Source organism: Niabella beijingensis (genome assembly GCF_020034665.1).
Classification (GTDB): Bacteria; Bacteroidota; Bacteroidia; order Chitinophagales; family Chitinophagaceae; genus Niabella; species Niabella beijingensis.
Genome location: NZ_JAIQDI010000001.1, coordinates 1,037,131 through 1,057,990, shown reverse-complemented (window position 1 = coordinate 1,057,990; position 20,860 = coordinate 1,037,131). Strand labels below are relative to the sequence as shown.

Annotated in this window: 28 protein-coding genes; 17 read left to right on the top strand and 11 right to left on the bottom strand. The window is 46.1% G+C overall.

All coding sequences use genetic code 11. From position 1 onward, the window contains the following. Positions 1-8: 8 nt before the first annotated feature. Positions 9-428, top strand: coding sequence for a hypothetical protein (locus tag K7B07_RS04475; RefSeq protein WP_223707817.1), 420 nt, complete (start codon positions 9-11; stop codon positions 426-428). A 78-nt stretch (positions 429-506) separates the two neighbouring features. On the opposite strand, the gene K7B07_RS04470 is transcribed toward K7B07_RS04475, so the two are convergent. From K7B07_RS04470 to K7B07_RS04460, 3 genes are read right to left on the bottom strand one after another with little or no spacing between them, the layout of a single operon-like run. Then, positions 507-1,262: an SDR family oxidoreductase gene (locus K7B07_RS04470; RefSeq protein WP_223707815.1), complete on the bottom strand. Its 756-nt coding sequence runs from the start codon at positions 1,260-1,262 to the stop codon at positions 507-509. 59 nt (positions 1,263-1,321) lie between these two features. Then, on the bottom strand, positions 1,322-1,894 hold the full coding sequence (locus K7B07_RS04465) for a Crp/Fnr family transcriptional regulator (protein ID WP_223707813.1): 573 nt from the start codon (positions 1,892-1,894) through the stop codon (positions 1,322-1,324). Beyond that, positions 1,887-2,474, bottom strand: a complete 588-nt coding sequence (locus K7B07_RS04460; RefSeq protein ID WP_223707812.1) for a Crp/Fnr family transcriptional regulator — start codon at positions 2,472-2,474, stop codon at positions 1,887-1,889. Before K7B07_RS04460 ends, K7B07_RS04465 begins: the two co-directional genes overlap by 8 nt. A gap of 177 nt (positions 2,475-2,651) precedes the next feature. On the opposite strand from K7B07_RS04460, the gene K7B07_RS04455 reads away from it, so the two are divergent. The 12 genes from K7B07_RS04455 (at position 2,652) to K7B07_RS04400 (ending at position 9,565) form a co-directional block, all read left to right on the top strand. After that, positions 2,652-2,975: an ArsR/SmtB family transcription factor gene (locus K7B07_RS04455; protein ID WP_223707810.1), complete on the top strand. Its 324-nt coding sequence runs from the start codon at positions 2,652-2,654 to the stop codon at positions 2,973-2,975. Positions 2,976-2,981: 6 nt separating this feature from the next. After that, positions 2,982-3,449, top strand: a complete 468-nt coding sequence (locus K7B07_RS04450; RefSeq protein ID WP_223707808.1) for an SRPBCC family protein — start codon at positions 2,982-2,984, stop codon at positions 3,447-3,449. A 41-nt stretch (positions 3,450-3,490) separates the two neighbouring features. Continuing rightward, positions 3,491-3,874 carry a DoxX family protein gene (locus K7B07_RS04445; protein ID WP_223707806.1) on the top strand — a complete coding sequence of 128 codons (384 nt, stop codon included), beginning with the start codon at positions 3,491-3,493 and terminating at the stop codon, positions 3,872-3,874. A gap of 214 nt (positions 3,875-4,088) precedes the next feature. After that, the gene (locus K7B07_RS04440) at positions 4,089-5,114 is read left to right on the top strand and encodes a PDDEXK nuclease domain-containing protein (protein ID WP_223707804.1); all 1,026 of its coding nucleotides are present in this window, start codon (positions 4,089-4,091) and stop codon (positions 5,112-5,114) included. An 87-nt stretch (positions 5,115-5,201) separates the two neighbouring features. Continuing rightward, the gene (locus K7B07_RS04435) at positions 5,202-5,777 is read left to right on the top strand and encodes a YdeI/OmpD-associated family protein (RefSeq protein WP_223707802.1); all 576 of its coding nucleotides are present in this window, start codon (positions 5,202-5,204) and stop codon (positions 5,775-5,777) included. A 70-nt stretch (positions 5,778-5,847) separates the two neighbouring features. Next, positions 5,848-6,396: a Crp/Fnr family transcriptional regulator gene (locus tag K7B07_RS04430; protein WP_223707801.1), complete on the top strand. Its 549-nt coding sequence runs from the start codon at positions 5,848-5,850 to the stop codon at positions 6,394-6,396. A 59-nt stretch (positions 6,397-6,455) separates the two neighbouring features. Beyond that, positions 6,456-6,809, top strand: coding sequence for a bleomycin resistance protein (locus K7B07_RS04425; RefSeq protein WP_223707799.1), 354 nt, complete (start codon positions 6,456-6,458; stop codon positions 6,807-6,809). Between the two features lie 45 nt (positions 6,810-6,854). Next, positions 6,855-7,319 (top strand): DinB family protein, encoded by a 465-nt coding sequence (locus K7B07_RS04420; RefSeq protein ID WP_223707797.1) that lies wholly within the window; start codon positions 6,855-6,857, stop codon positions 7,317-7,319. A gap of 28 nt (positions 7,320-7,347) precedes the next feature. Next, positions 7,348-7,755 (top strand): SRPBCC family protein, encoded by a 408-nt coding sequence (locus K7B07_RS04415; RefSeq protein WP_223707795.1) that lies wholly within the window; start codon positions 7,348-7,350, stop codon positions 7,753-7,755. A gap of 28 nt (positions 7,756-7,783) precedes the next feature. Then, positions 7,784-8,350 (top strand): DUF4256 domain-containing protein, encoded by a 567-nt coding sequence (locus tag K7B07_RS04410; RefSeq protein WP_223707793.1) that lies wholly within the window; start codon positions 7,784-7,786, stop codon positions 8,348-8,350. A gap of 48 nt (positions 8,351-8,398) precedes the next feature. Further along, on the top strand, positions 8,399-8,893 hold the full coding sequence (locus K7B07_RS04405; RefSeq protein WP_223707791.1) for an SRPBCC family protein: 495 nt from the start codon (positions 8,399-8,401) through the stop codon (positions 8,891-8,893). Positions 8,894-8,941: 48 nt separating this feature from the next. Further along, positions 8,942-9,565 (top strand): SMI1/KNR4 family protein, encoded by a 624-nt coding sequence (locus tag K7B07_RS04400; protein ID WP_223707789.1) that lies wholly within the window; start codon positions 8,942-8,944, stop codon positions 9,563-9,565. Between the two features lie 52 nt (positions 9,566-9,617). On the opposite strand, the gene K7B07_RS04395 is transcribed toward K7B07_RS04400, so the two are convergent. From K7B07_RS04395 to K7B07_RS04380, 4 genes are all read right to left on the bottom strand, one after another. Then, complete coding sequence (locus tag K7B07_RS04395) at positions 9,618-10,076, bottom strand: DUF1569 domain-containing protein (RefSeq protein ID WP_223707788.1); 459 nt, start codon at positions 10,074-10,076, stop codon at positions 9,618-9,620. Between the two features lie 67 nt (positions 10,077-10,143). Continuing rightward, positions 10,144-10,572, bottom strand: coding sequence for a VOC family protein (locus K7B07_RS04390; protein WP_223707787.1), 429 nt, complete (start codon positions 10,570-10,572; stop codon positions 10,144-10,146). 47 nt (positions 10,573-10,619) lie between these two features. Further along, a complete protein-coding gene (locus K7B07_RS04385; protein WP_223707786.1) occupies positions 10,620-11,075 on the bottom strand; it encodes a helix-turn-helix domain-containing protein in 456 nt (151 codons plus the stop codon). Positions 11,076-11,168: 93 nt separating this feature from the next. After that, the gene (locus tag K7B07_RS04380) at positions 11,169-12,179 is read right to left on the bottom strand and encodes a S41 family peptidase (protein WP_223707785.1); all 1,011 of its coding nucleotides are present in this window, start codon (positions 12,177-12,179) and stop codon (positions 11,169-11,171) included. Positions 12,180-12,361: 182 nt separating this feature from the next. On the opposite strand from K7B07_RS04380, the gene K7B07_RS04375 reads away from it, so the two are divergent. Continuing rightward, positions 12,362-13,183, top strand: coding sequence for a S41 family peptidase (locus K7B07_RS04375; protein ID WP_223707784.1), 822 nt, complete (start codon positions 12,362-12,364; stop codon positions 13,181-13,183). A gap of 23 nt (positions 13,184-13,206) precedes the next feature. On the opposite strand, the gene K7B07_RS04370 is transcribed toward K7B07_RS04375, so the two are convergent. Continuing rightward, positions 13,207-13,602: a VOC family protein gene (locus K7B07_RS04370; RefSeq protein WP_223707783.1), complete on the bottom strand. Its 396-nt coding sequence runs from the start codon at positions 13,600-13,602 to the stop codon at positions 13,207-13,209. Positions 13,603-13,635: 33 nt separating this feature from the next. Continuing rightward, positions 13,636-14,037 (bottom strand): helix-turn-helix domain-containing protein, encoded by a 402-nt coding sequence (locus K7B07_RS04365; RefSeq protein WP_223707781.1) that lies wholly within the window; start codon positions 14,035-14,037, stop codon positions 13,636-13,638. On the opposite strand from K7B07_RS04365, the gene K7B07_RS04360 reads away from it, so the two are divergent. Next, positions 14,023-14,316: a hypothetical protein gene (locus K7B07_RS04360; protein WP_223707779.1), complete on the top strand. Its 294-nt coding sequence runs from the start codon at positions 14,023-14,025 to the stop codon at positions 14,314-14,316. The two genes, K7B07_RS04365 and K7B07_RS04360, sit on opposite strands and share 15 nt — an antisense overlap. Positions 14,317-14,748: 432 nt before the next feature. Here the strand turns inward: K7B07_RS04360 and K7B07_RS04355 are convergent, their stop codons facing one another. Both K7B07_RS04355 and K7B07_RS04350 read right to left on the bottom strand, forming a co-directional pair. Further along, complete coding sequence (locus tag K7B07_RS04355) at positions 14,749-17,103, bottom strand: TonB-dependent receptor (RefSeq protein ID WP_223707777.1); 2,355 nt, start codon at positions 17,101-17,103, stop codon at positions 14,749-14,751. 331 nt (positions 17,104-17,434) lie between these two features. Beyond that, complete coding sequence (locus K7B07_RS04350) at positions 17,435-19,177, bottom strand: NHL repeat-containing protein (protein WP_223707776.1); 1,743 nt, start codon at positions 19,175-19,177, stop codon at positions 17,435-17,437. A gap of 223 nt (positions 19,178-19,400) precedes the next feature. Here K7B07_RS04350 and K7B07_RS04345 point away from each other — a divergent pair, with 223 nt between their 5' ends. Further along, positions 19,401-20,186, top strand: coding sequence for a helix-turn-helix transcriptional regulator (locus K7B07_RS04345; RefSeq protein ID WP_223707775.1), 786 nt, complete (start codon positions 19,401-19,403; stop codon positions 20,184-20,186). 68 nt (positions 20,187-20,254) lie between these two features. Then, positions 20,255-20,815 (top strand): dihydrofolate reductase family protein, encoded by a 561-nt coding sequence (locus K7B07_RS04340; protein ID WP_223707774.1) that lies wholly within the window; start codon positions 20,255-20,257, stop codon positions 20,813-20,815. Positions 20,816-20,860 lie beyond the last annotated feature (45 nt).

The following is a 20,860-nucleotide window of genomic DNA, read 5'->3' as shown; positions in this document are numbered from 1 at the left end:
CGTTATTTATGAAGTCCGAAAGCAGTAATACAAAAAAATACCTCTTATTGTTAACAGCAGTGATGTGGTTGCCCTTGCTTGCCTTTTCTCAAAAGGCCTACGATGCGGTGGATTACCTGGGTAAGACAGCGGATCTGACCATCCGGTTTACATTGGGAGATGGCTATATTGCCGCCTGTGAGATCAAAACGACCGATAATAATACAAAAAAGACCTCCCGGTTCCTGCCAGAGAAAGGATATCCTGAAGAGGATAAGACGATGAAGTTCTATCATGTTTCAGTTACCGATAGAACGTTTACAGATTATTTTATCCTGAAAGGCATCAAAGAATATTACGAACAAGTACCGGCAACCATCAGTGGGGTCTACTATTTCGCCGGCAGGGAGTATCCGTTTGTACTAAAGCGGTACCGGCATAATCGTTAACAGGGAAGGACATAAATATAAGGACAGGTGTTTGCCCGTCCTTATTATCAGTAGTTGCTTTATTTTGATTGCCGTCAGCTATCGCTGATTTCCGGGAATTGCGATCCAGTCTGCATATTGGGTAGGGCCAAGATAAACGGCTGCTTTGGGAGTCAGTGTATCAGCTTCCAATGGCGCGCCTGAATATAGCGCTGTAGCATCGGATGTTACTGCGTAATTCTTATGAGTGGCCTGCATATATTGCCCGATCCAGGACTTCATATTGAATTTTTCAGGTCCGCCTATTTCCAGGATTTTATTGGCCGGGGCTGCCAGCGCCGTTTCTGCTATAAATGCCGCCACATCCTTGCTGGCGATAGGCTGGATATTGGCATCCGGTAAAACAATGGTATCGCCTGTGAGACTCATCTGGATAATACCACCGGCAAATTCAAAGAATTGTGTGGCATGTACAATCGTGTAGGGGATGCCGGATGCTTTGATCATATCTTCCTGCACCTGTTTCGCGCGAAAATATCCGCTGGCCTGCAGGTCCGGGGTGCCAACTACCGACAGGGCGATATGATGTTGCACGCCCGCTGCTTTTTCCGCCGGCAACAGGTGCTCATTGGAAGTTTTGAAAAAATTCATTACAGGTTCATCTGCAAAGGAAGGCGAGTTGGAAACATCAACCACTACCTGAGCGCCCGCTAACACTTCGTTCAACCCTTCACCGGTAAGCGTGTTCACCCCCGTATTCGGAGAAGCTGCGATGGCTTCATGTCCTGCCTGCTGCAATTGACTGACAACCTGGCTACCAATAAGGCCGGTACCGCCGATAACAACTATTTTCATCTTGTAATTTTTTGTACAGCAAAGATGAAAGGCATTCCGGCCGGAAAACTTAAGCTGGTTTAAGAAATAAGGGCCTGCCTGATCGCTATCAGTTGTTCCGTTGAAACACCCATATAAGAAGCAAAAAGGGCATCGGGCACCCGTTGCAGGAAAGCAGGATAAGTGGTGCTGAAATAACGATAAAAATCTTCTTTGGACAAGGTGGCATAGGTCTTTTGTTTGAACAGTGCTGCGCCATAAGCCCGTTCATGTATTTTGTTAAAATACAGTGCCATCATCGGGACGTGCAGCAGCAGTTGCTCATAGTCTTTGCGGCTGATGCTGGTGATCTCCGAGTCTTCCACAGCAGCTATCGCATACACAGAAGGGTTTTCATCACCAAATGTTTTATAATCCGTCAGCCACCAGTTCTCCAGTGCAAAATGAATGACTTCCTTCCGGTTATTATAATTATAAAAAAGATAGAGACACCCCCTGTTTACAAAATAAATGTCGTTGCAGAGCATTGCTTCTTCTAAAAGCAGTTCTTCCTTTTTTACGGACCGGGTCCGGAATAAAGAACGCATTTCTTCCCGGGGCGGGATAAAATCCGGGAGTAATTGTTGAATATGGCGGATCAGCTGTTCAGTCATTCTTATTTTTTTCGATTCTTTTTTTGCGCAGCTCGCTCAGGTACTCCGGTGTAAAACCCAGGAAGGAAGCCAGCACCTTTTGAGGCACCCGCTGGATGAAATCCGGATATTTAGATTCAAAGAGTTCATAAAATTCATTTTTCGGCAACCGCGAGATCATCTGCACGCGAAGCAGTGATGCTGCATAGGCACGTTCATACACCCGGCGGAAATATTTTTCCATCAGGGGGATTTCTTCCAGTAGTTGCGCATAGTTTTTTGCATCGATGGCCAGTACTTCTGTGGCTTCCAGTGCCTGGATGGAGTAAGCCGAGTTCCGCCCGGTACGAAAAGCGTCCAGGTCGGTCATCCACCAGTTCTCCAGTGCAAACTGCATGGTCTGCTCTGCTCCGTTGTGATCGGTAAAAAATAAGCGCAGGCATCCTTTTATTACAAAAAAATAAGAAAGGCAGCGTTTGTCTTCTTCCTGTAGCAATGCCTTTTTCCGGTAAGACCGGGCTTCAAAAAACGGCAGGAGCTGTGCTTCGCCGGCATCACCGGAGCTGGTGATCTTTTGGATGTGTTGAATAAGAGGATGCATGGTTCAATGACAGCGGAAAGATATAAAAAAACGTGGAAGAATGTACCAGATGCAATGCGGTAAACCGATGAAATACAGCTGGAAATGATCGTTTCGGAATTTATTTTCCGGGGAAATAAAAAAAATATTTGTGTAGCTAAATAACTACATGTATATTTGTAGTCAAATAACTACATAATGAATCTGAGACGCGATGTTTTCCAGGCAATAGCAGATCCCACCAGAAGGGCCATCCTGCTGCTGGTAGCGGCACAATCCATGACGGCCGGTGCCATCGCCGCAAATTTTGATACCGCCCGCCCCACTGTATCCAAGCATCTGCAGATCCTTACGGAATGCGAATTACTGCAACAGGAACAGAACGGCCGGGAAATTTATTACCATTTTAATGCAAAAAAAATGAAAGCAGTAGCCGATTTTATTGAACCCTTCCGCAAGATGTGGGACGACCGGTTTAACAAACTGGAGGACGTGATGAAAAAATACAAATCAAAAAAATAATACAACATGGAACGAAAAACAAAAATCGATGCCGCAGAAGGCCGGCAGGATCTGGTGATTACAAGGGAATTTGATTTGCCGCTGGACCTGCTGTTCCGGGCATATGCCGAGCCCGAAATTATTGAACAATGGATGGGTACCAAAGTACTCAAACTGGAGAATAAACAGCACGGAGGATATCAGTTTGAAACCAGTGATGGTAAGGGCAATATCGTTTTCCGCGCCAATGGTGCTATTCATGAATTTGTACCGGAAAAAAAGATCACCCGCACCTTTGAAATGGAAAACGCCCTTTTTGGGATCCAGCTGGAATTCCTGGAGTTTGAATCCCTGTCGGAAGATACCAGCAAGCTCATCATGCAGATCGTTTACCGGTCGGCAAAACACCGGGAGGAGCAATTGAAACTGCCCTTTTCCTATGGGATCAATATGGCGCACGACCGGCTGGAAGAGGTGCTGGGCAAATTAAAATAAGATCACTGCTACCCCTGTATAACCTAATATAAACGACTATCATGAATAGGAGAAACAAGATCATCTACTGGATCGCTACCGTCTGGCTGGCACTGGGTATGACATCTACCGGTATCGTACAGCTGATCCGGCAAAAAGAAGAAACGGAAATGATGGTACACCTGGGTTACCCGGTTTACCTGCTTACACTACTCGGCATCTGGAAAATCCTGGGCGTGATCGCTGTACTGATCCCCCGGCATCCTTTGCTGAAAGAATGGGCTTATGCCGGTTTTTTCTTTACCGTGACGGGTGCGATCTTTTCCCACCTGGCCGGCGGTGATGGTGGCAGGGGGCTTTTTGGCCCGGTGCTGTTACTGGTGCTTACCGCGGTTTCCTGGTATTTCCGTCCGGCAGACCGGAGAACAAGTACGAGAAATCAGTAACGGCTGGGAAGCTGTTTTTTATACCGGATCGTTAGTAAAAACCAGTGATCGCAGTATGTGTTTTGCCAGTGTATTTATATATCTTTATAGAAGACAGTAATTTCAGGGTTCAGGATTTAGCTTTTAAATGAAAAGTAACCTTGTAAAACTGCAGGTGCCGGATTTCTGATCAATTACTATGAGGTGCAGACCAGTGATTTATAGGTATTTAATTATGCATGCAAAGAAAACAAAAACAGAAGTTGCAAAGCTCACATTGGTGGCAGAGCTATCACAACTGATAGAGCAAAGCCAGCAACAGGTAGTACAGCAGGTGAATAGCGGGCTTACAATGCTCTTCTGGAAAATAGGCAGACGTGTAAATGCCGATATTCTGCAAAATAAGCGGGCTGACTATGGTAAGCAAATCATATCAACTGTGGCGGCACAATTGGAGGCCCGTTATGGGCGCAATTTTGAAGAGAAAAATCTTCGCAGAATGTTGCAGTTTGCTGAACAATTCCCTTTGGAAGAAATTGTCGTGCCACTGGCACGACAATTGAGTTGGTCGCATTTTCTCATTCTTATTCCGCTTAAAAGTTGGGAGGCAAAGGAATTTTATGCGAATAAAACGATATCGGAATCCCTGGGAAAACGTGAATTACGTAAGCAAATTGCAGAAAAAGTATATGAGCGGACAGCCATCGCAAACCTACACAATATAGGAAACAGTAGTCCCGCACTGCACAATAACTTTAAAGATCCCTACTTTCTGGATTTTCTTGGTTTACAGAACACTTTTTTGGAGAAGGATCTCGAAGCCGCCATTTTGAGAGAACTGGAAGCATTCATTCTTGAATTAGGCAAGGGCTTTGCATTTATTGAAAGGCAGAAAAGGATGATTATTGACGGCGAAGATTTTTACCTTGATCTTTTGTTTTATCATCGCGGCTTGAAACGATTGGTGGCGGTAGAGTTAAAGCTTGGAAAATTTGAGGCAAAGCATAAAGGACAAATGGAACTGTATCTGCGGTGGTTAGATAAATACGAAAAACAGCAGGGAGAGCAGGCTCCCGTTGGTTTGATCCTTTGCGCTGAAAGCAGCCGGGAACAGGTGGAGCTGCTGGAAATGCATAAGGATGGAATTATAGTGGCAGAATATTGGACCGAACTTCCTCCCAAAAAAGAACTCGAAAAAAAAATACACAGTATTTTAATAGAAGCACGTGAACGGATACAGCAAAACAGACTGGGATTGTAAGTGAAACAGATATCTTACGGTTAAGATATAAGCGGTCTCCACAGCATAAGAATGAATATCAGTAATAGAACAGTATAAACAAAACACATGAACCCAAAGGTTGACTTCTACTTCGATAAAGGAAAATGGCAGGAAGAAATAAAGCTCCTGCGGAAGATCGTTCTGGATTGTGGCCTCACCGAAGAGCTGAAATGGGGCTGTCCCTGTTATGTATTTGAAGACCGGAACATCGTATTGATCCATGTGTTTAAAGAATATTGCGCATTGCTGTTGTTTAAAGGCGCCCTGCTGCAAGATCCGGAAGGCATACTGATTCAGCAAACGGAGAATGTGCAATCGGCACGCCAGATCCGGTTCGCCAACACCAGGGAAATTACGAGTCAGGCAGCTGCTATAAAATCCTATATCTACGAGGCCGTTGAAGTAGAGCGGGCCGGATTGAAAGTGCCGTTAAAAAAAACAAGGGACTACGCCATTCCGGAAGAATTTCAAAAACAACTGAACAAAAGTTCTGCATTGAAGAAGGCCTTTGAGACGTTGACGCCGGGTCGCCAGCGGGCTTACCTGTTTTATTTCTCGCAAGCCAAACAATCCAAAACCCGGGAGGAACGGGTGGAGAAATATATACCAAAGATCCTGGAAGGAAAAGGCCTGGAAGATTAGCGGAAGCCAATAGCTGGAAGAATGATGCTGCCAGGATTTTGGGATCTCGGTCGTAAATTATAAGTTGTTAATGAAGTATTATACCGTTTTAAAGGATATCGGTCCGTTTTCAGAAAGCGATCTGTTGTGTTTTGAAGAGGCCGCCGTAAGAAGGCACGTGAATAAAAATGAGCTGTTGTTAAAAGAAGGAATGGTGTGCAGATCTGTTTTTTATGTACTGTCGGGTTTGTTGTATCAATACCGGTCCGGTGAAATACAGGAAGAAATCATTGACCTGCACCTCGAAAAAGAATGGGTCTTCAATCACGCCAGCCTGATCGGTCAATCTCCCTCAACAACTGCCATTAAATGCTTTGCAAAATCTGAGATTCTTGAATTGAGTCTGGAGCGCCTTCACGCGCTTATTGCAGCATCAAAGGCGTTTCTGCAATTTGGAAAAATTTTTAACCAACATCAGGCCCGGACCTATCTCTTTGACAACGGTTTAAGTCCGGCCCGTAAATACAGGTATATACAGGAAGCAAAACCGGGAATAGCAGCGGTTTTTCCGGTTAAAATGATCGCCTCCTATTTGAAAATGGCTCCGGAAACATTAAGCCGGGTTCGGGCAATGCCCTGAGATTTCCTGATCCGGATCAGTTCCGGTTTGTGAAGAATCGCCCAATTTTGCAGAAAAAAATGCTTACAGACATTCATCCAAAATTGCCGATGCGCAATAAAGACCGCACAAAAGAGTTTTATATAGATAAACTAGGCTTCCGGCAATCCGGAGGCGATTTCGACGGATACCTGATGGTTCAGAAAGATAATATTCAAATTCATTTTTTTGAGTTTAAGGATCTTGATCCGGCGGAAAATTACGGACAGGTGTATATCCGCACCAACCAGATCGAACGGCTTTATCAGTCATTGCTGGAGAGCGCGGTAGACATACACCCTGCAGGTCACCTGGAGGATAAACCCTGGGGGCAGAAAGAATTCGCATTACTGGATCCTGACAATAATTTGCTAACTTTCGGACAGCAAAGCTGACCGGAAGAAATAATAAAAGGTCAGTAGCCCCTTTAAGTCAAGACCATGGACAGGCGCATCGAAAAACTAATTAAGTTCCGGCAGTTTTTGCTGGCGCAGATCGACGGACTTACCGCCCGCCAGCTGAATGCCATCCCGCCAGGGTATAACAATAATATCATCTGGAACCTGGGACATATGATCTGCGCGCAGCAGGGTGTTTGTTATATAAGGGCGGGGCTGCCGGTAATTGTGGAAGATAAATACATGAGGCCTTTCCAGACAAATACAAAACCCGAAGGCCTTATCGGGGAACCGGAAATAAAAAGTATTAAAACATTACTGGAGCGTACGATCGATGTATTTCAAGCTGATTTTGATAAAAAAATATTCAACAATTACACAACGTCACCCAATATATTGAAGGTGTACGGCATAACGCTGAATAATATTGACGACGCGCTTGAGTTTCTGATTTATCATGATGGGGTACATAGTGGTACAATACTGGCATTGAAACACCTGGTATAAATTATAGCACGCCGAAAAAGAAAAAAATATGGAAAATACGGTTATAGAAAAAACAGTGATCATCAATGCACCGGTCAGTAAGGTGTGGAATGTTTTTACAGATCCCGCGGTTACAAAACAAATGGGCGGATATTATGACACCGACTGGAAGCCCGGCAGTTCTTTCGGATTCAGGAATATGCAGGGCAATAAAGTGACGAATGGTGAGCTGCTTGAATTTGAACCGGGGCGGCTGATTAAACATGACCTCCGGGAGTCGGATAATGAAACCATTCTGTCCGTGATCACATATGAATTCAGGGAAGAAGATGGCGCTACGATACTCACAGGAAAAGAAGTGATGAAACATCCGCTGGAGCAAACCGCTTTTGATGATGCTGAAGCTGGCTGGGAATTTGCACTGAAGGCCGTGAAGGATCTTGCCGAAAAACTATGATATTGTAACGGTAATAAACAACAGCGAAATGAAAACAAGTAAAAAACAATTGCCTGCTTCGCAAAAGGAAACCCTGCTTGGGGCACTGAAAAAGCGTTTTGAAAAGAATACCAACCGGCATAAAGGGATTGAATGGGCCAGCGTACTGGCAAAGCTGGAAGCCAGCCCGGAAAAACTCTGGTCGCTGGATGAAATGGAAAGTACAGAAGGAGAGCCGGATGTGGTAGGATATGATAAAAAGAATGATACATATATATTCATGGATTGTTCAGCGGAAAGCCCAAAGGGACGCAGAAGCCTTTGTTTTGATGGTGACGCACTGGCCTCAAGAAAAGAGCACAAACCGGCAGACAGTGCTATGGAAATGGCAAAGGCCATGGGCATTGAGCTGCTGACCGAAGAGCAATACCGGGAATTACAGCAGTTGGGCAGCTTTGACCTTAAAACATCCAGCTGGGTGCAAACTCCTGCAGCGATAAGAAAACTGGGAGGGGCGTTGTTCTGCGACCGCCGCTATGATCAGGTATTTACCTATCACAACGGAGCGGAATCGTATTATGCCGCAAGGGGCTTCCGCGGAGTGCTGCACGTATAGATAATATTGGTACGGCAGAATTTATTGACTTAATTAATCATTTGTGTAATGCCAAATATTCACCATGAAGTAGTGATCGCCGCTACTGCTGAAAAAGTATATCATGCCCTTACCACACAGGAAGGACTGTCGGCCTGGTGGACGCCGCATACGACTGCCGTACCGGAGGTGGATGCCATTGCCCGTTTTGCATTTGGCGGGGATTATTTTAAGGAGATGAGGATCGTTGAGCTGCGGCCGTTTGAACGCGTACAATGGCTCTGCGTTGCCGGTGCGCAGGAGTGGATCGGTACTACCATTGCTTTCGGACTTCAGACCGGCGACAGGGAATACCTGTTACAGACGCATCCGGAAGCGGCAGACCAGATACAGCAAAAAATTACGGACGGGCCGGCAACGATCTTAACCCTGCGTCACGACAACTGGAGCGATTACTCGCCCATGTTTGCCGAATGCAGTTATACCTGGGCACAGTTTCTCCGCAGCCTGAAGTTAGCAGGTGAAACAGGAACAGGCCGCCCCTGGCCGCACCAGCATCAGTAATATAGTAACCCCTCCTGAGAACAAGGATGTTCTTTAATAAAATTAACAATGATACATCAAGACTTTGAACAGATTGATAACTGGCTACGGCAGCATGCCGAGAAAATCGCTGTTCATTCCCTGCAACCGCCGGCAACAGAAGCGGCATTGGAGAAGTTGGAGACTGCAATCGGCAAACCATTGCCCACGGATTTTAAAAAGCTCTATCAATGGCACAATGGATTATCCGATACCGAAAATTTCGGCAGCCTGTTCTTTGGAATGGATTTTTTTTCCATCGACCGGATCATAACGGAATATGGCGGGCAACGGGATGCTGCATCGGATATTATTCCGCTGAAAAAGGCAGACATGGAAATCGAAGCTTCCAACCTCTTTAACCCTTCCTGGATCCAATTCGCATTTGACGGATCGCATACCGGCTTGTACCTGGACCTGGCTCCTGCAGCGGCCGGACAAATCGGGCAAATCATTTTTATCGACACCGAATATGACACGGGCATATGCGTTGCCAGCTCCACGGCCGGCCTGGTTGCTGACTTTGCGAAGTACCTGAGGAATGGACTGTACCACCTGGCGGAGGATGCCCTGGAGGATGATAACCACTATCTGGAAGCGGATGATACTATTGATATAGTGAACTGGCAAACCAGTGAACGCTGGCGCCGTTAAGGAAAATGCAACTGGGAGGCCTCGTGCGGCCGAAGGATGCTGGCCTGCTCTGTCAGGCGCCAAACTGCCGCAGGTGATGATCTAAATGTTTGTAAGCAAAGATGCCTATTTGTTCTCTGGTCATCTTTCCAAAAAAATCATGTATGAACCGGTCGTTGGAATAGGTGGCGTAATCCCCGATCAACTGGATCCAGTGTGCTTTTTCTGTTTCCAGGTTACCATCCCTGTCTTTTATCACAAGTGCACCTGCGGGCATGTTCCTGCCCATCGGTTTGTCGTTTTTGGTATTGCTGCGCAACGCCATCTTGCCAAAGATCTTACCCAGGAGATCCTGCTTATAAACATGGTTATTGTAGCCGCCTTTTCCTAAAACCCAGCTGTTCCACTTATTGCAATGCCTTGCCATTTGCACTACATCCATTTTGCCCCACCGGGCTTTGCTGTCCGCTTCCAGTGATTGGATGCGGTTTAATAATTCGTCTCTTACTGTTTTATCAAATAAGGTTTTCATTGTAGTGGTTTTTACTGTTAATAAAGGTTTATCGATTTTATCGAAGGAACCCGGAAGCCGTTACCTGTTACGGCTGCTGGTCAAAATTGTTCAGTGGCTGAAGCGAAAAGTAATTGCCGGAGTCGTCTTTAAAAAGGGCTTCCGTGCCGTAGAACTCCTTGGTAGGTGGTTTTATAAATTCCACGCCCTTGGCCTTCAGTTCTTCATAGGTGGCAAAGATATCGTTGCAGGTAAGCACCCCGCAGCCAAAGATCCCCTGTTTAATCAGTTTGATCAATGCATCTGCGGTTTCCTTCGGAAACATTTTGCTCACTTTTACGGGGAAGAGTACCAGTTGCAGGTCTGGTTGCTCGGGAGGTGATACGGTAAGCCATCTCGTGTCCGGCCCCATGGGAATATCGTCCACCAGGGTAAAGCCCAGTTTGTTTATATAAAAATCATAGGCACTGTCCTGGTCCAGAACATGGATGTTGGTAACGGTCATTTTTGTAATCATATCTTTCGTTTTAGTGGTTAATAACGAAAGTAAAATTAGCCCCCCCGTTACTGGTCTGTTTCTTCAAAATTGCTATTTTCCGTCCAGCCATGCTGGTAGGCATAACAGCCGGGTATAAAAGCCAGCGGTGTTTTGGCTTTTTGCTCCTTGTTCTGTTGGTAATGTGCGGCGTAGGCAGACGCTGATTGCCCCACCATCCGTTTAAAAAGACCGCTGAAAGAGCTCAGGCTGTCGAAACCAACCAGGAAACAGGCATCCGATACGGGTTTGCCCTCACGCAGCAGTTGTTTGGCTTTTTCAATACGTGTAGCTTTTAAATACTGATGCGGTGTTTTCCCATATACCGTTTTAAAAAGGCGTATAAAATGGAATTTTGAAAAATAAGCTTCGTCGGAAATATTATCCAGATCGATCTTATCGGCATAATTGACATCAATAAACAACTTTGCCTGTACGATCCTGCGGTACAAATAAACCTTGGGGTATTCCTGTGCTGCGCTCATTCTCTTTAAAAATAGGGCTTTTTAGTGGTTATGTACGCGATAACCTTAACAAATGTCGCTGTTTTTATAGGAGGGAGGAGGCATATACAATAACTAATTCATTTGGTTTTTGATCCATTTAATCGCCGCTTTTACTTTTTCATCTTTTTTAAGGTCATTAAAACTGTCAGGGCTTATGATCGATATGTCCGGCTGTATAATACCTTTATAAATTGTTTCATTTGCATCACGACCGTAACTGCTGGCAATAAGTAAGGATGCTTCTTTGTTGATCTGCAGACCAATATTACCGGTGGCATAACCGGCGGTGGGCTCCCCAATAAATATCCTGTTTTTAATGACTTTGAGGGCGATGGCAAAAAATTCTCCGGAGCTGCCGGTAGCGCCGTTAATCAGAACAGCAACGGGCAGTGCTACTTTTGCGTTGCTGCATTTAGGAGTAATACTTGCCAGTATAGCGCTGTCTAACAGGAAATTATTTTCTTTTAAATACCAGGTCTCATTACTTCTTCCTGTAAAAGAGCCGATTTTGCCTTTTGGTAATAATTGCTGTACTCCAAGTATCATTGGATACATGGCTCCGCCTCCATTTATTCTTAAGTCGATGATTAATCCTTTAATGTTCTGAGCCAGCAGATAGCAAAGGCTGTCATTCAATTGCTGGGCTTGTTTATCTGCCTCTTCTTTTCCTGAAAATGGCATAGAAGGAACACGAAGATATCCTACCGCATTTTCAAATATGGCGGTTTTAATTCCGCTTCTTTTATTCCATTCGTTTTGTACGGAGTCGGAGATAGGTGCTGAATGTCTTTCCCATCGGAATACGCTGTCCTTGTAGTAGAACATACCGTGATCGTCATTGACAGACTGGAACAAATATCTGAATGCATTTCCGGCTTCATACATGCCGTTACTTTTTTGGCATATTGCATATGCTTGCCTGCGTATTTTATTCCAGTCGACCTTTTGCCCATTCAATGCATTTTTTTGCATTAATGTAATAGTGGTATCCAAAAGATGCCTTACTTCAGCCGGCTGACTGAACAGGATGGTTGTATGTAAAAGAAACATACACGTTAAGCAAAACAAAAGTTTCCCTTTCATAAGTGTCAGTGTTTTGAATTTAGTTATTAAGATTTTCCACTCTAAATTAAGCCATTTATAAAAGGAGAATTGTTAATATTGATCTTAACGAAGTGATAGCAGCGTAAAGGTCATAGCAGCGCACCCGCGCTGTCGCTTGCCGGATCATCTCATTTTTGTACCTTGAATTCTAATTTGAGTTTATGCGCAATCTTTTCCGGTTCGGGATGGTTTTTCTGCCTGTAATATTATTGGGAGCGATCATCGGGTATAATATCAGTTGGCGGTCTCAAATAACTTCTATTCCGATGGATCTATTTGATACACTCGAAAACCATTCTTTAACTCCTGTAAAAAGTGATGCGCTCCGGATGGAAGTGGTGAATAAGATATTGGCGCAACTGGACAGTTCGGCAGCAATTACAGAAATAAAACATAGCGCGGAACTCATGATTCCGGTTCAGGTTGTAAGATGCAATCTGGATAGTGTATCAATATACCTAAAACCTTCAGCAATTTCTGCTGATATCTATTCGAAATTCGCAAAAGAACTGGATGCTGCAGTTTCACCGAAAGTTGAAAGGGTGGTTCTTGATCTGCGTGGAACCGCTGGTGATAACTATGATGCCGCGATCCGGATTGCCGATGAATTTTTATCAGGTGATAAACTAATAGCATATGCTAAAAGTATACATACTTCAACACAGGAATTCAGAGCGCAGCGACCCGGTCTGTATGAGGAAGGCCGGCTGGAACTCCTGGTCGATAACTTAACCTCCGGCGCGAGCGAAGTCATTTGCGCGGCTATTAAAAGCTGGAAAAGAGGTTTGCTGATCGGAACCAAAACTGCAGGGGAGGCGCTCCGGAAGGAACGGTTTGTTATAGAAGATAAATTTGAAATAACAATTCCAACACTCAGGTATTTCTCCCCTGACGGAGACCGTCTGCAAAAGAACTTTGCTGAAAATACCACAGGTGGAATATCACCGGATTCTGTTGTGGATTTTAAGTCGCACGCCCTGTGAGCTCTGCCTGAAATGAGGAAGCTTTATAACATTTCCACCAGTTGTATATGATTGCCGCAGGTATCATCAAGTACCGCAATCTTAACCGTGCCCATTTCCGTCGGTTTTACACTAAAGGCAACACCCAGGCCGGTCAGCCGCTGGTATTCTTCTTCTACGTTGTCCACATCAAACTGGGTATAAGGGATACCGGCGTTAAACAATGCTTTCTGGTAGGTGCTGGCTGCTTCCAGGTGGTTGGGACTGGGTTCCAGTAATATTTCTGCTCCGTCCGGTTCTTCTTTGGCTACTACGGTCAGCCACCGGTCGTTTCCGCTCAGTGGCACATCATGTTTTTTTATAAAACCCAGTTTGCCGGTATAAAAATCCAAGGCCTTTTGCTGGTCCTGTACGGGGATGCTTATAACTTTTACTCTCATTTTCTATGATTTAAAATTAAAGCGGCAAGTTCCTCAAATGGGGGTTAATACACTTTGCGAAAATTGCTTTTTTTGAAATTCGGCCGGAGGCAATCCTGTTTTCTGCTTGAACAGTGTGCTGAAAGAGCTCGGACATTCAAATCCCACTGAAAAGCAGGTATCGGTCACCGTCATGCCTCCCTTAAGGCAGGCTATCGATTGTACGATGCGCTTATGCGTGAGGTATTGTTTGGGGGTTTGACCGTAATACTTTTTAAAAAGCCGCAGCAGATGGAACTTTGAGGTGAGACCGGCCTGCGCCAGTTGTTCCAAATTCAACTCCTTTTCAAAATTATCATTGATAAAGCGCCGGGTCCGTATCACAGCGATCAGGTGCGCGTCATTTGAATAAACGGTGCTCCGGATCCGGTTTATTTCCTGTTGATAAAAGGTCATGTTATTAAAATTAGGATTATTCATCAAAATCTGATGCTATTAGGTGGCCTGTCTGATGAGATCATGGCGACCGGGGGGGCAGGGTGGTTGATGGATGATTTTTGTAAACACCTTTATATCAGCGTTTTTATTGCAGGGGTTGGAGGGGTACAGGATCTGCTGTTGCAAATATTTTATAACAAAAAAGGTTGTCAGAGGAAGCAAAAAGATAGTTCAGCCCGGCAAAAGGCGGAAGATGTGTTTAAAATGTTTTTATTTTTTTTATTGTCCGGGCTTTAGTGCTCATGGCGGCGGTCTTGCGTCGCACTCTTTAGCTTCTCAATAGGTGGCGGCAGACGGTTGATGTGTGTTGTAACACTTCCAGGATTTTTACTTCGGAATTTATTCCGGCGGCCAAACATACTAAAAGAGCAGGTGAGTGCCATAGGAACGGTTCATACGGGTACCTGCATGTCTCACCAATCTCGCCGTATCCAATGCGAATACTACAGGGGCCTCCAGAACAGTAATATTAGCAGGACATTAATTTCATTGAGCTCAGTACTGACTAAATCGTGGCGCCTGGCTGCTCTTTGCCATGTATCAGATTCGGTATAAGAAAAGCACCGCCAGTTGTTCACTACATAAGTTTCTGTACCAATCGGCGCTTCATCGTGTCCGGAGTATAAACAGATCCGGTCGTCAAATATGATGGCGGTAGCACCTGTATTCCTAATAACCAATCGTCACTCCGACATTCACCGAGCGGCCCCGGCCCTTGGAATAAAACCCGGGCTGCATAAACCATTGCGCGCGGGCAGGGAAATAGTCTTCATTAAACAGGTTGTCCACGCCCAGCGTAATGCGGGTGTTTTTGCTCACCGCGTAGCTGCCCAGCAGGTTGAACAGGTTATAGGCTTTCACCGCCCCCTCGTTGCCGTTGTAGACGCCCTTATCATTTTTATCAAAACGGCTACGGGAGCCGATGCCGGTGTAATAGAGGGTAAAGTTGAGGTCGGTAATGGGGGTGTAGCTGATCATACCGGTGATCTTGGGCGGGGCAATACGACGTCCGTTAAGGTACATATCGGTATCATCATTGTATTGGCCATTATCGTTGATATCGCGCTTGCCCTCCGTATAGCTGTAGGACGCGCCCAGCTGTAATTGCGGGGATACCGTATACTGCGCAGCGGCCTCAAAACCATAGATCTTTTCCGGGCTGCGTGCCGTATTAAAGAGATCCGTTGCCGGATCATACACCACTTCAATACCCAGTTTGGAAGTGCTGGTATAACCGGATACAGTCAGTTGCAGGTTGCGGATGCGGGTATCAAACCCCGCTTCATAATTATTCACCAGTACCGCATCGGTATTGATCTTACTGATATTGTCTACCTTGGCATCCCGCAGTGCGAGACCGATATCCATTACGGAAAAGCCCTGCGAGAAACTTACATACGGGCTAAAAAAAGCCCATTTATTATACTTCAGCCCGGCATTGAACAGACGTGCATCATACTTTAAAGCACCGCCGGTTACGGCAAAAGAGGGAGTTACCGTAGTGCCGTTGGCTCCGGTAATGCGCAGTGTCTGGTAGTCATCTACATGAATGGCTACTTTTTCATAACGGAAGCCCGCTTTTGCAATGAGGTGACGGAACAGGGTGGCATCGGCCTGCACAAAGGGTGCCAGGTTGTTCATGTCCATCGTAGGTACCCAGGTGCGGCCATCCACCAGGGGCTGGGCTGTCTTGTCATTTAAAAAATCAAATCCATATGAGAGATTGGCAATAGCCGCGGTACTTTGTACCACGGGCGTGTGCAAAAACAGACGCGCTCCTTTTTTATCGTTGGTTGCCAGTGATTGTCCGTCGCCGCCATCAAAGCGGCCCAGGGATACATAAAAGATATCCTTCCGGATTTCATAATAAGCATCTGCGGTAAGACTGGTATTTTTAAACAGGCTGTCGATGGTATACATCAGATGCAGGTTATGATTGTATTTTACACCGGTGGGGATGCCTGCGGGCTTGCCCAGCACGCCGGTAGCCTTCTTACCGTTGGCGATGTCGCCGTTCACCAGGGTGAAATTGCTGTTCTGTAAGCTGCTGTATAAGTTATAAGTGACTTGTATGCGCTGGTTGGCGGCGGGGGTGTAGCCCAGCTTGGCAAAAGCATTATAGCTGTCTGTTTCACCCAGGCTGTAATTAGGGCCAACCACATCGCCGTCGGCATCTTTATATTCTCCTGTTTGCTCATACATACCGCTTACTACGTAATCGAATTTATTCAGTTTGCCATAGAACTGCTGGCTGATGCGGCCACCTGCGGAGTTCTTCAGGTTCACCACAGAGCCGTTGAGGTTCAGCTGTGTTTTACCGGCAAAGCGGTCGGCGGTATCAGGTACCAGGGTCGTGTAGTTCACCAGCCCACCTGCCGCACCATTACCATAAATAGCGGTAGCTCCTTTGATCACTTCTATCTGCTGCAACACACCGGGGTCAATCGAACGCAGGTCCACCTCTGCATTGCGCAGGGGGGAGGATTGGCTGACACCGTCGATCATTACCAGCATGGGGCGTCCGCGCAGGTTCTGTCCTACATTATTGCCGGTTTGCGCTGTCGGACCAAAGCCCGGTACCTGGTTGGCCAGGATGGTGCTGGGGTCGGGGGTAAGCGCGATCTCTTTTTGGAGGGTGGCGTGATTGATCACGCTTACGGAAGCCACCACATTGCGAATGTCCTGCGGGCGGCGTGTGGCAGAAATGATCACTTCCTCAAGACTGTTTTCCCCGATGGAGAGTTCAAAGTCGATCAGGGTATCCTGTGTAAGGACCGGTATTTTGATGGTTTGCGGCAGATAACCGGCAGCAGTGGCTTCCAGTTGTATGGGACCGGCGTTGTCCAGCACCAGCTGGTAATGTCCACTCTGGTCGGTGGTGGTTTTTGCCGTGCCTTTTACCGAGAGGGTGGCAAAAGGAACGGGTCCGTCTTGTTTTTTTACAGCACCTTGTATCGTAACGGATTGTGCAGCAGCCATAACACCGATGGAAAGGCTGGCACCAAGTATAAATACCTTCTTCATGCAGGGGATCCAAAATTTTTGCAAATGTAGCAGTGAGCGGCTGCGTGATAGTTTCGAAATACGGAAAAATTACAAGAAAATGCAATCGATTAACATTACAAATGTGTGAGAACCAGTCCGGAAAAGAAAAAAGGCCTGCCCTGAAAAGAGCTGGCCGTTGCTAACCTATGAAAAACACCGGGGTGAAATTAGGGAAAAATTCAAATCCAACAAAAATTGTAGAATATTTTATTTAAAAAGCTGAAAAAAAGTTTCGGAAGGACGCATCAGGCGATGCAAAACAAAAGGCCGGAATATTGTCCCGGCCTGAGTAAAGTAGAAAGATGTCGGATCAATCCCGAACGACCTGAACGGTCTTTGACACATTGCGGGTACCATCCTTATCTACCTGGATGATCCGTACCGTTAAGCGGGTTTGCTGATCTTTTTCCAGCGCAGCCCTGTTTTTTGTACAGGCGGGTGCTGCAATGATCAGCACAAGGGCAATGAGCAGTTGTATCCTTCTACGCCGAACTGCTCCAAGGCCGATCAGCAGGGCGATTGCGGCGGGCAGCATAGCCGTTACCGGGAGCTGCGCAGTTGTTTTTTCAAACTGGTACAGTTGCTCCTGGTTGCTGTTACCATCGGATGCTTTTGAAGCTACCTGGCCGATGGTTTGAAAATTAGTGCCATCCGCAGAAAGCTGTATCTCAAAATGGGCATTGTTATTTTCAGCAAGCGTGCTCCAGTTCACCTGCAAACGGTCGTGTTTCAAAATAGCACTGATAGGCCCGAACGTTACCGGTAGCGGGTTAAGCACCGTTATATTCGCCGGGTTGTTGGCAGCGGTACCCGCCTGGTAAAAAGCAGCACCATTGTTTTCCACCACCATTACCCGGTAAGTGGTGCCGGCTGTAAGTCCTGTCACTGTTACATTGCTGCCAGTACCTTCATATATACTAAACCAGCCACTGGTGCCGATCTGCGACCCGCTTCCGAAAGCGGTATTCGGGGTATAAGTAGTGCCGTTAACCGGTGCGGGAGTTCCGGTAGTTGCCGCTGCCATAAATACCGTACGACTGCTGCCGCTTCCGTTTGTCCAGTCGATGGCGGTGCCTGTGGCAGTGGTATTGCTGAAGGTGATATTACTTGCCGGTACTGCAGGAGTAAACAGATAATGCAGGAGTCCACCGCCAATACCCGGGTTGTCATCGCCGGTGGCAAAATAAAGATTTCCGCTGTTGAGTGCTACGATACCCCAGGGAAAGAAATTGCTGCTGCCAAGCAGCAGGTCTGCCATTTTGGTGGGCGTTCCTGTACCCCCGGAGTACTTGTTTAATACAAAAATACTGCCGTTGTATTCCGAAACATAAAGATTGCCTTCTGGGTCGAGTGCCAATGCACTGGAGTAATTATTGCTCGAAATTGTTATCCGGTTTGTATAATTGGATGCTGCAGTAAATTTATAAACGGCTCCAAACTTGCTGACCTGACTGTCAAATCCGTCAGTGGCATAAATATCTTTATTGGGTGCAATAACCAACCCGGTAGGATATTGACCATAAAACAGCCCGTGATAAAGCTGTGTACCAGACGGATTGGCAGGACCTGTGGGATATTTTACAATAGCATAATCGTCTGACGCCAGAACATATTCCAATGTATACAGGTTATCATCCGCGTCAATGGCAAGAGCAGAATAATAATTCCCGCTTAAAAAGGTAACAGCTGCACCATAGTTACCGGTGGTGCTGTTGTAAGGAAGCCGGATCACCCTGTTCTCCACATTGGACGCTGCAATGTACACATCACCGTTACTGGCCACGGCCAGTCCCCAGGAAAAATCAACACTGTTAAAAGCAAGTCCGCTGTAAATGACCTGCGGAGTGCCGGTACCATTTATATATTTTGCTACTTCATAATTGGTGCCGTTATACCGGGTCACGTAAATGTTATTGGCCTTGTCTGTTGCCAGGGCGGTATAGTAACCTCCTGTTTCAACCGGCGTGATCGTTTGGGAGCGTGCCGTAAAAGTGAGGAAGAGTGCGGTTATTACGGACAGCACGTAACAATAGCCGCGGAGCATTTGTCTCATTGTTGATAGTTTGATATGTAGTTAAATTTGAGGATCCGTTAAGAGGTATACCGAAATAGTCAATCACAATTGCTGTAAAGCAATGCGAATCTAAAGCGAAACGCGGAAACAGCCAAAACCGCTTATGGAAAACCGGTAAGCTTACCGGCAGCAGGTAACGTTAGTAAGTAAATCCGCTGCCCACATTTTATCCGTCATCTTTATTTTATGTAGTTTTGATCCGATGAAAACCGCATTCTTTTTACCGCCGGAGCCGGTGTCGGATTTTGTAAGCGGCATCCTGGTGATCGAAGATGTGAACGCCGCCGAGGATTTTGTGATCCCGCTTTTTGCCAACGGATTTCCCACGCTGATTTTTCAGAGTGCGGCCGCAACCAAGGACGGGAACAGAATAGGGCATCTCACCCTTTATGGACAAACCATCAGACCGGCGGAGCTGGTATTGAAAGAGGGCTTTAGCTTTATTGCTTATTTTTTTTACCCGCAATACCTGAAGCAATTATTTAATATAAATCCAAAAGAAATCACTGATGATTTTGCTGATCTTAAACTGCTGAAGAAAGCTGGTGAACGGGAGCTGGAAGCAAAACTGCTGGAAGCGGCATCGCTGGGAGAGCGGTTGCGTCTGATTGATGATTATATCGTGAAGCTGGCCGGGGGTGCCGGACCTGGAAATGAAAAGCTGGTATTTGCCACCGGCCGCCTGATGCAGACCAACGGTCTTTATGCACTAACCGACCTGCAACAGGAATTGTATATTACCGAACGAAGTTTTCAGCGGTTGTTTGAAAATAATATCGGAATTACTCCCAATCTTTACCGGCGTATCTGCCAGTTCCAGTTTGCCTTTCAGCAGGTAAACCGGAAAAAGATCTTACGGCTTACAGATGTGGCTTATAACAGCGGCTTTGCCGATCAGAGCCATTTTATAAAAGTGTTTAAAGAGTTCACCGGTATCACCCCAAAGGAATACCTGGAAAAAGTAGCTCCATATAATCCCGAATTCTGATTTTGTCGGTTCCATACTATTTTATCGTTCCTTCCGTACGCATTTTTGTGGTGTAAAAATTTAAAAAAATGAGCAACTTAATTGTAACGGAATGGATGTCTTTAGACGGCATCACTGATGCCACTACCATGGCGGAATGGTTCAACCCTTTTCACAGCGACAGCCGCGCACAGGTGATACAGGATACCATTAACAATTGTAATGTGATGTTGTACGGCCGCAATACCTACCAGATGCTGTATCCCTATTGGAGCGCTTTTAAGAACAATGAAATGGGCGTGGCGGAACGTCTGAACAATGCAAAAAAGTATGTTGTCTCTACCACGCTGGAAACAGCTCCCTGGAACGATACCACTATTATCAGCGGGGGCGTACCGGAGCGTATTGCTGATCTTAAAAAGGAAGCAGATGGCAATATACTGGTGCAGGGCAGCATTACACTGGTAAAATTGCTGATTGCCTCGGGGCTGGTGGATGAACTGCAACTGCTGGTACAGCCGTATATTGTAGGCACCGGGAATGGCACGTTGTTTAACGGGCTGACCACAGCGCTGGAACTGGTTCGCAGCGAACAACTGGAAAAAGGCGTACAGCTGTTAACTTACAAACCTGTTGCGGGTAATGCCTGAGCGGGCGGCTGGTACCGGGGGAAAGATCTGAGCGCCGGTACTTTT

What these genes read in the sequence shown, in the direction of transcription:
- K7B07_RS04475 (WP_223707817.1), top strand. Translation starts at nt 9, where the DNA reads ATGAAGTCCGAAAGCAGTAATACAAAAAAATACCTCTTATTGTTAACA.
- K7B07_RS04470 (WP_223707815.1), bottom strand. Translation starts at nt 1,262, where the DNA reads ATGAAAATAGTTGTTATCGGCGGTACCGGCCTTATTGGTAGCCAGGTT.
- K7B07_RS04465 (WP_223707813.1), bottom strand. Translation starts at nt 1,894, where the DNA reads ATGACTGAACAGCTGATCCGCCATATTCAACAATTACTCCCGGATTTT.
- K7B07_RS04460 (WP_223707812.1), bottom strand. Translation starts at nt 2,474, where the DNA reads ATGCATCCTCTTATTCAACACATCCAAAAGATCACCAGCTCCGGTGAT.
- K7B07_RS04455 (WP_223707810.1), top strand. Translation starts at nt 2,652, where the DNA reads ATGAATCTGAGACGCGATGTTTTCCAGGCAATAGCAGATCCCACCAGA.
- K7B07_RS04450 (WP_223707808.1), top strand. Translation starts at nt 2,982, where the DNA reads ATGGAACGAAAAACAAAAATCGATGCCGCAGAAGGCCGGCAGGATCTG.
- K7B07_RS04445 (WP_223707806.1), top strand. Translation starts at nt 3,491, where the DNA reads ATGAATAGGAGAAACAAGATCATCTACTGGATCGCTACCGTCTGGCTG.
- K7B07_RS04440 (WP_223707804.1), top strand. Translation starts at nt 4,089, where the DNA reads ATGCATGCAAAGAAAACAAAAACAGAAGTTGCAAAGCTCACATTGGTG.
- K7B07_RS04435 (WP_223707802.1), top strand. Translation starts at nt 5,202, where the DNA reads ATGAACCCAAAGGTTGACTTCTACTTCGATAAAGGAAAATGGCAGGAA.
- K7B07_RS04430 (WP_223707801.1), top strand. Translation starts at nt 5,848, where the DNA reads ATGAAGTATTATACCGTTTTAAAGGATATCGGTCCGTTTTCAGAAAGC.
- K7B07_RS04425 (WP_223707799.1), top strand. Translation starts at nt 6,456, where the DNA reads ATGCTTACAGACATTCATCCAAAATTGCCGATGCGCAATAAAGACCGC.
- K7B07_RS04420 (WP_223707797.1), top strand. Translation starts at nt 6,855, where the DNA reads ATGGACAGGCGCATCGAAAAACTAATTAAGTTCCGGCAGTTTTTGCTG.
- K7B07_RS04415 (WP_223707795.1), top strand. Translation starts at nt 7,348, where the DNA reads ATGGAAAATACGGTTATAGAAAAAACAGTGATCATCAATGCACCGGTC.
- K7B07_RS04410 (WP_223707793.1), top strand. Translation starts at nt 7,784, where the DNA reads ATGAAAACAAGTAAAAAACAATTGCCTGCTTCGCAAAAGGAAACCCTG.
- K7B07_RS04405 (WP_223707791.1), top strand. Translation starts at nt 8,399, where the DNA reads ATGCCAAATATTCACCATGAAGTAGTGATCGCCGCTACTGCTGAAAAA.
- K7B07_RS04400 (WP_223707789.1), top strand. Translation starts at nt 8,942, where the DNA reads ATGATACATCAAGACTTTGAACAGATTGATAACTGGCTACGGCAGCAT.
- K7B07_RS04395 (WP_223707788.1), bottom strand. Translation starts at nt 10,076, where the DNA reads ATGAAAACCTTATTTGATAAAACAGTAAGAGACGAATTATTAAACCGC.
- K7B07_RS04390 (WP_223707787.1), bottom strand. Translation starts at nt 10,572, where the DNA reads ATGATTACAAAAATGACCGTTACCAACATCCATGTTCTGGACCAGGAC.
- K7B07_RS04385 (WP_223707786.1), bottom strand. Translation starts at nt 11,075, where the DNA reads ATGAGCGCAGCACAGGAATACCCCAAGGTTTATTTGTACCGCAGGATC.
- K7B07_RS04380 (WP_223707785.1), bottom strand. Translation starts at nt 12,179, where the DNA reads ATGAAAGGGAAACTTTTGTTTTGCTTAACGTGTATGTTTCTTTTACAT.
- K7B07_RS04375 (WP_223707784.1), top strand. Translation starts at nt 12,362, where the DNA reads ATGCGCAATCTTTTCCGGTTCGGGATGGTTTTTCTGCCTGTAATATTA.
- K7B07_RS04370 (WP_223707783.1), bottom strand. Translation starts at nt 13,602, where the DNA reads ATGAGAGTAAAAGTTATAAGCATCCCCGTACAGGACCAGCAAAAGGCC.
- K7B07_RS04365 (WP_223707781.1), bottom strand. Translation starts at nt 14,037, where the DNA reads ATGACCTTTTATCAACAGGAAATAAACCGGATCCGGAGCACCGTTTAT.
- K7B07_RS04355 (WP_223707777.1), bottom strand. Translation starts at nt 17,103, where the DNA reads ATGAAGAAGGTATTTATACTTGGTGCCAGCCTTTCCATCGGTGTTATG.
- K7B07_RS04350 (WP_223707776.1), bottom strand. Translation starts at nt 19,177, where the DNA reads ATGAGACAAATGCTCCGCGGCTATTGTTACGTGCTGTCCGTAATAACC.
- K7B07_RS04345 (WP_223707775.1), top strand. Translation starts at nt 19,401, where the DNA reads ATGAAAACCGCATTCTTTTTACCGCCGGAGCCGGTGTCGGATTTTGTA.
- K7B07_RS04340 (WP_223707774.1), top strand. Translation starts at nt 20,255, where the DNA reads ATGAGCAACTTAATTGTAACGGAATGGATGTCTTTAGACGGCATCACT.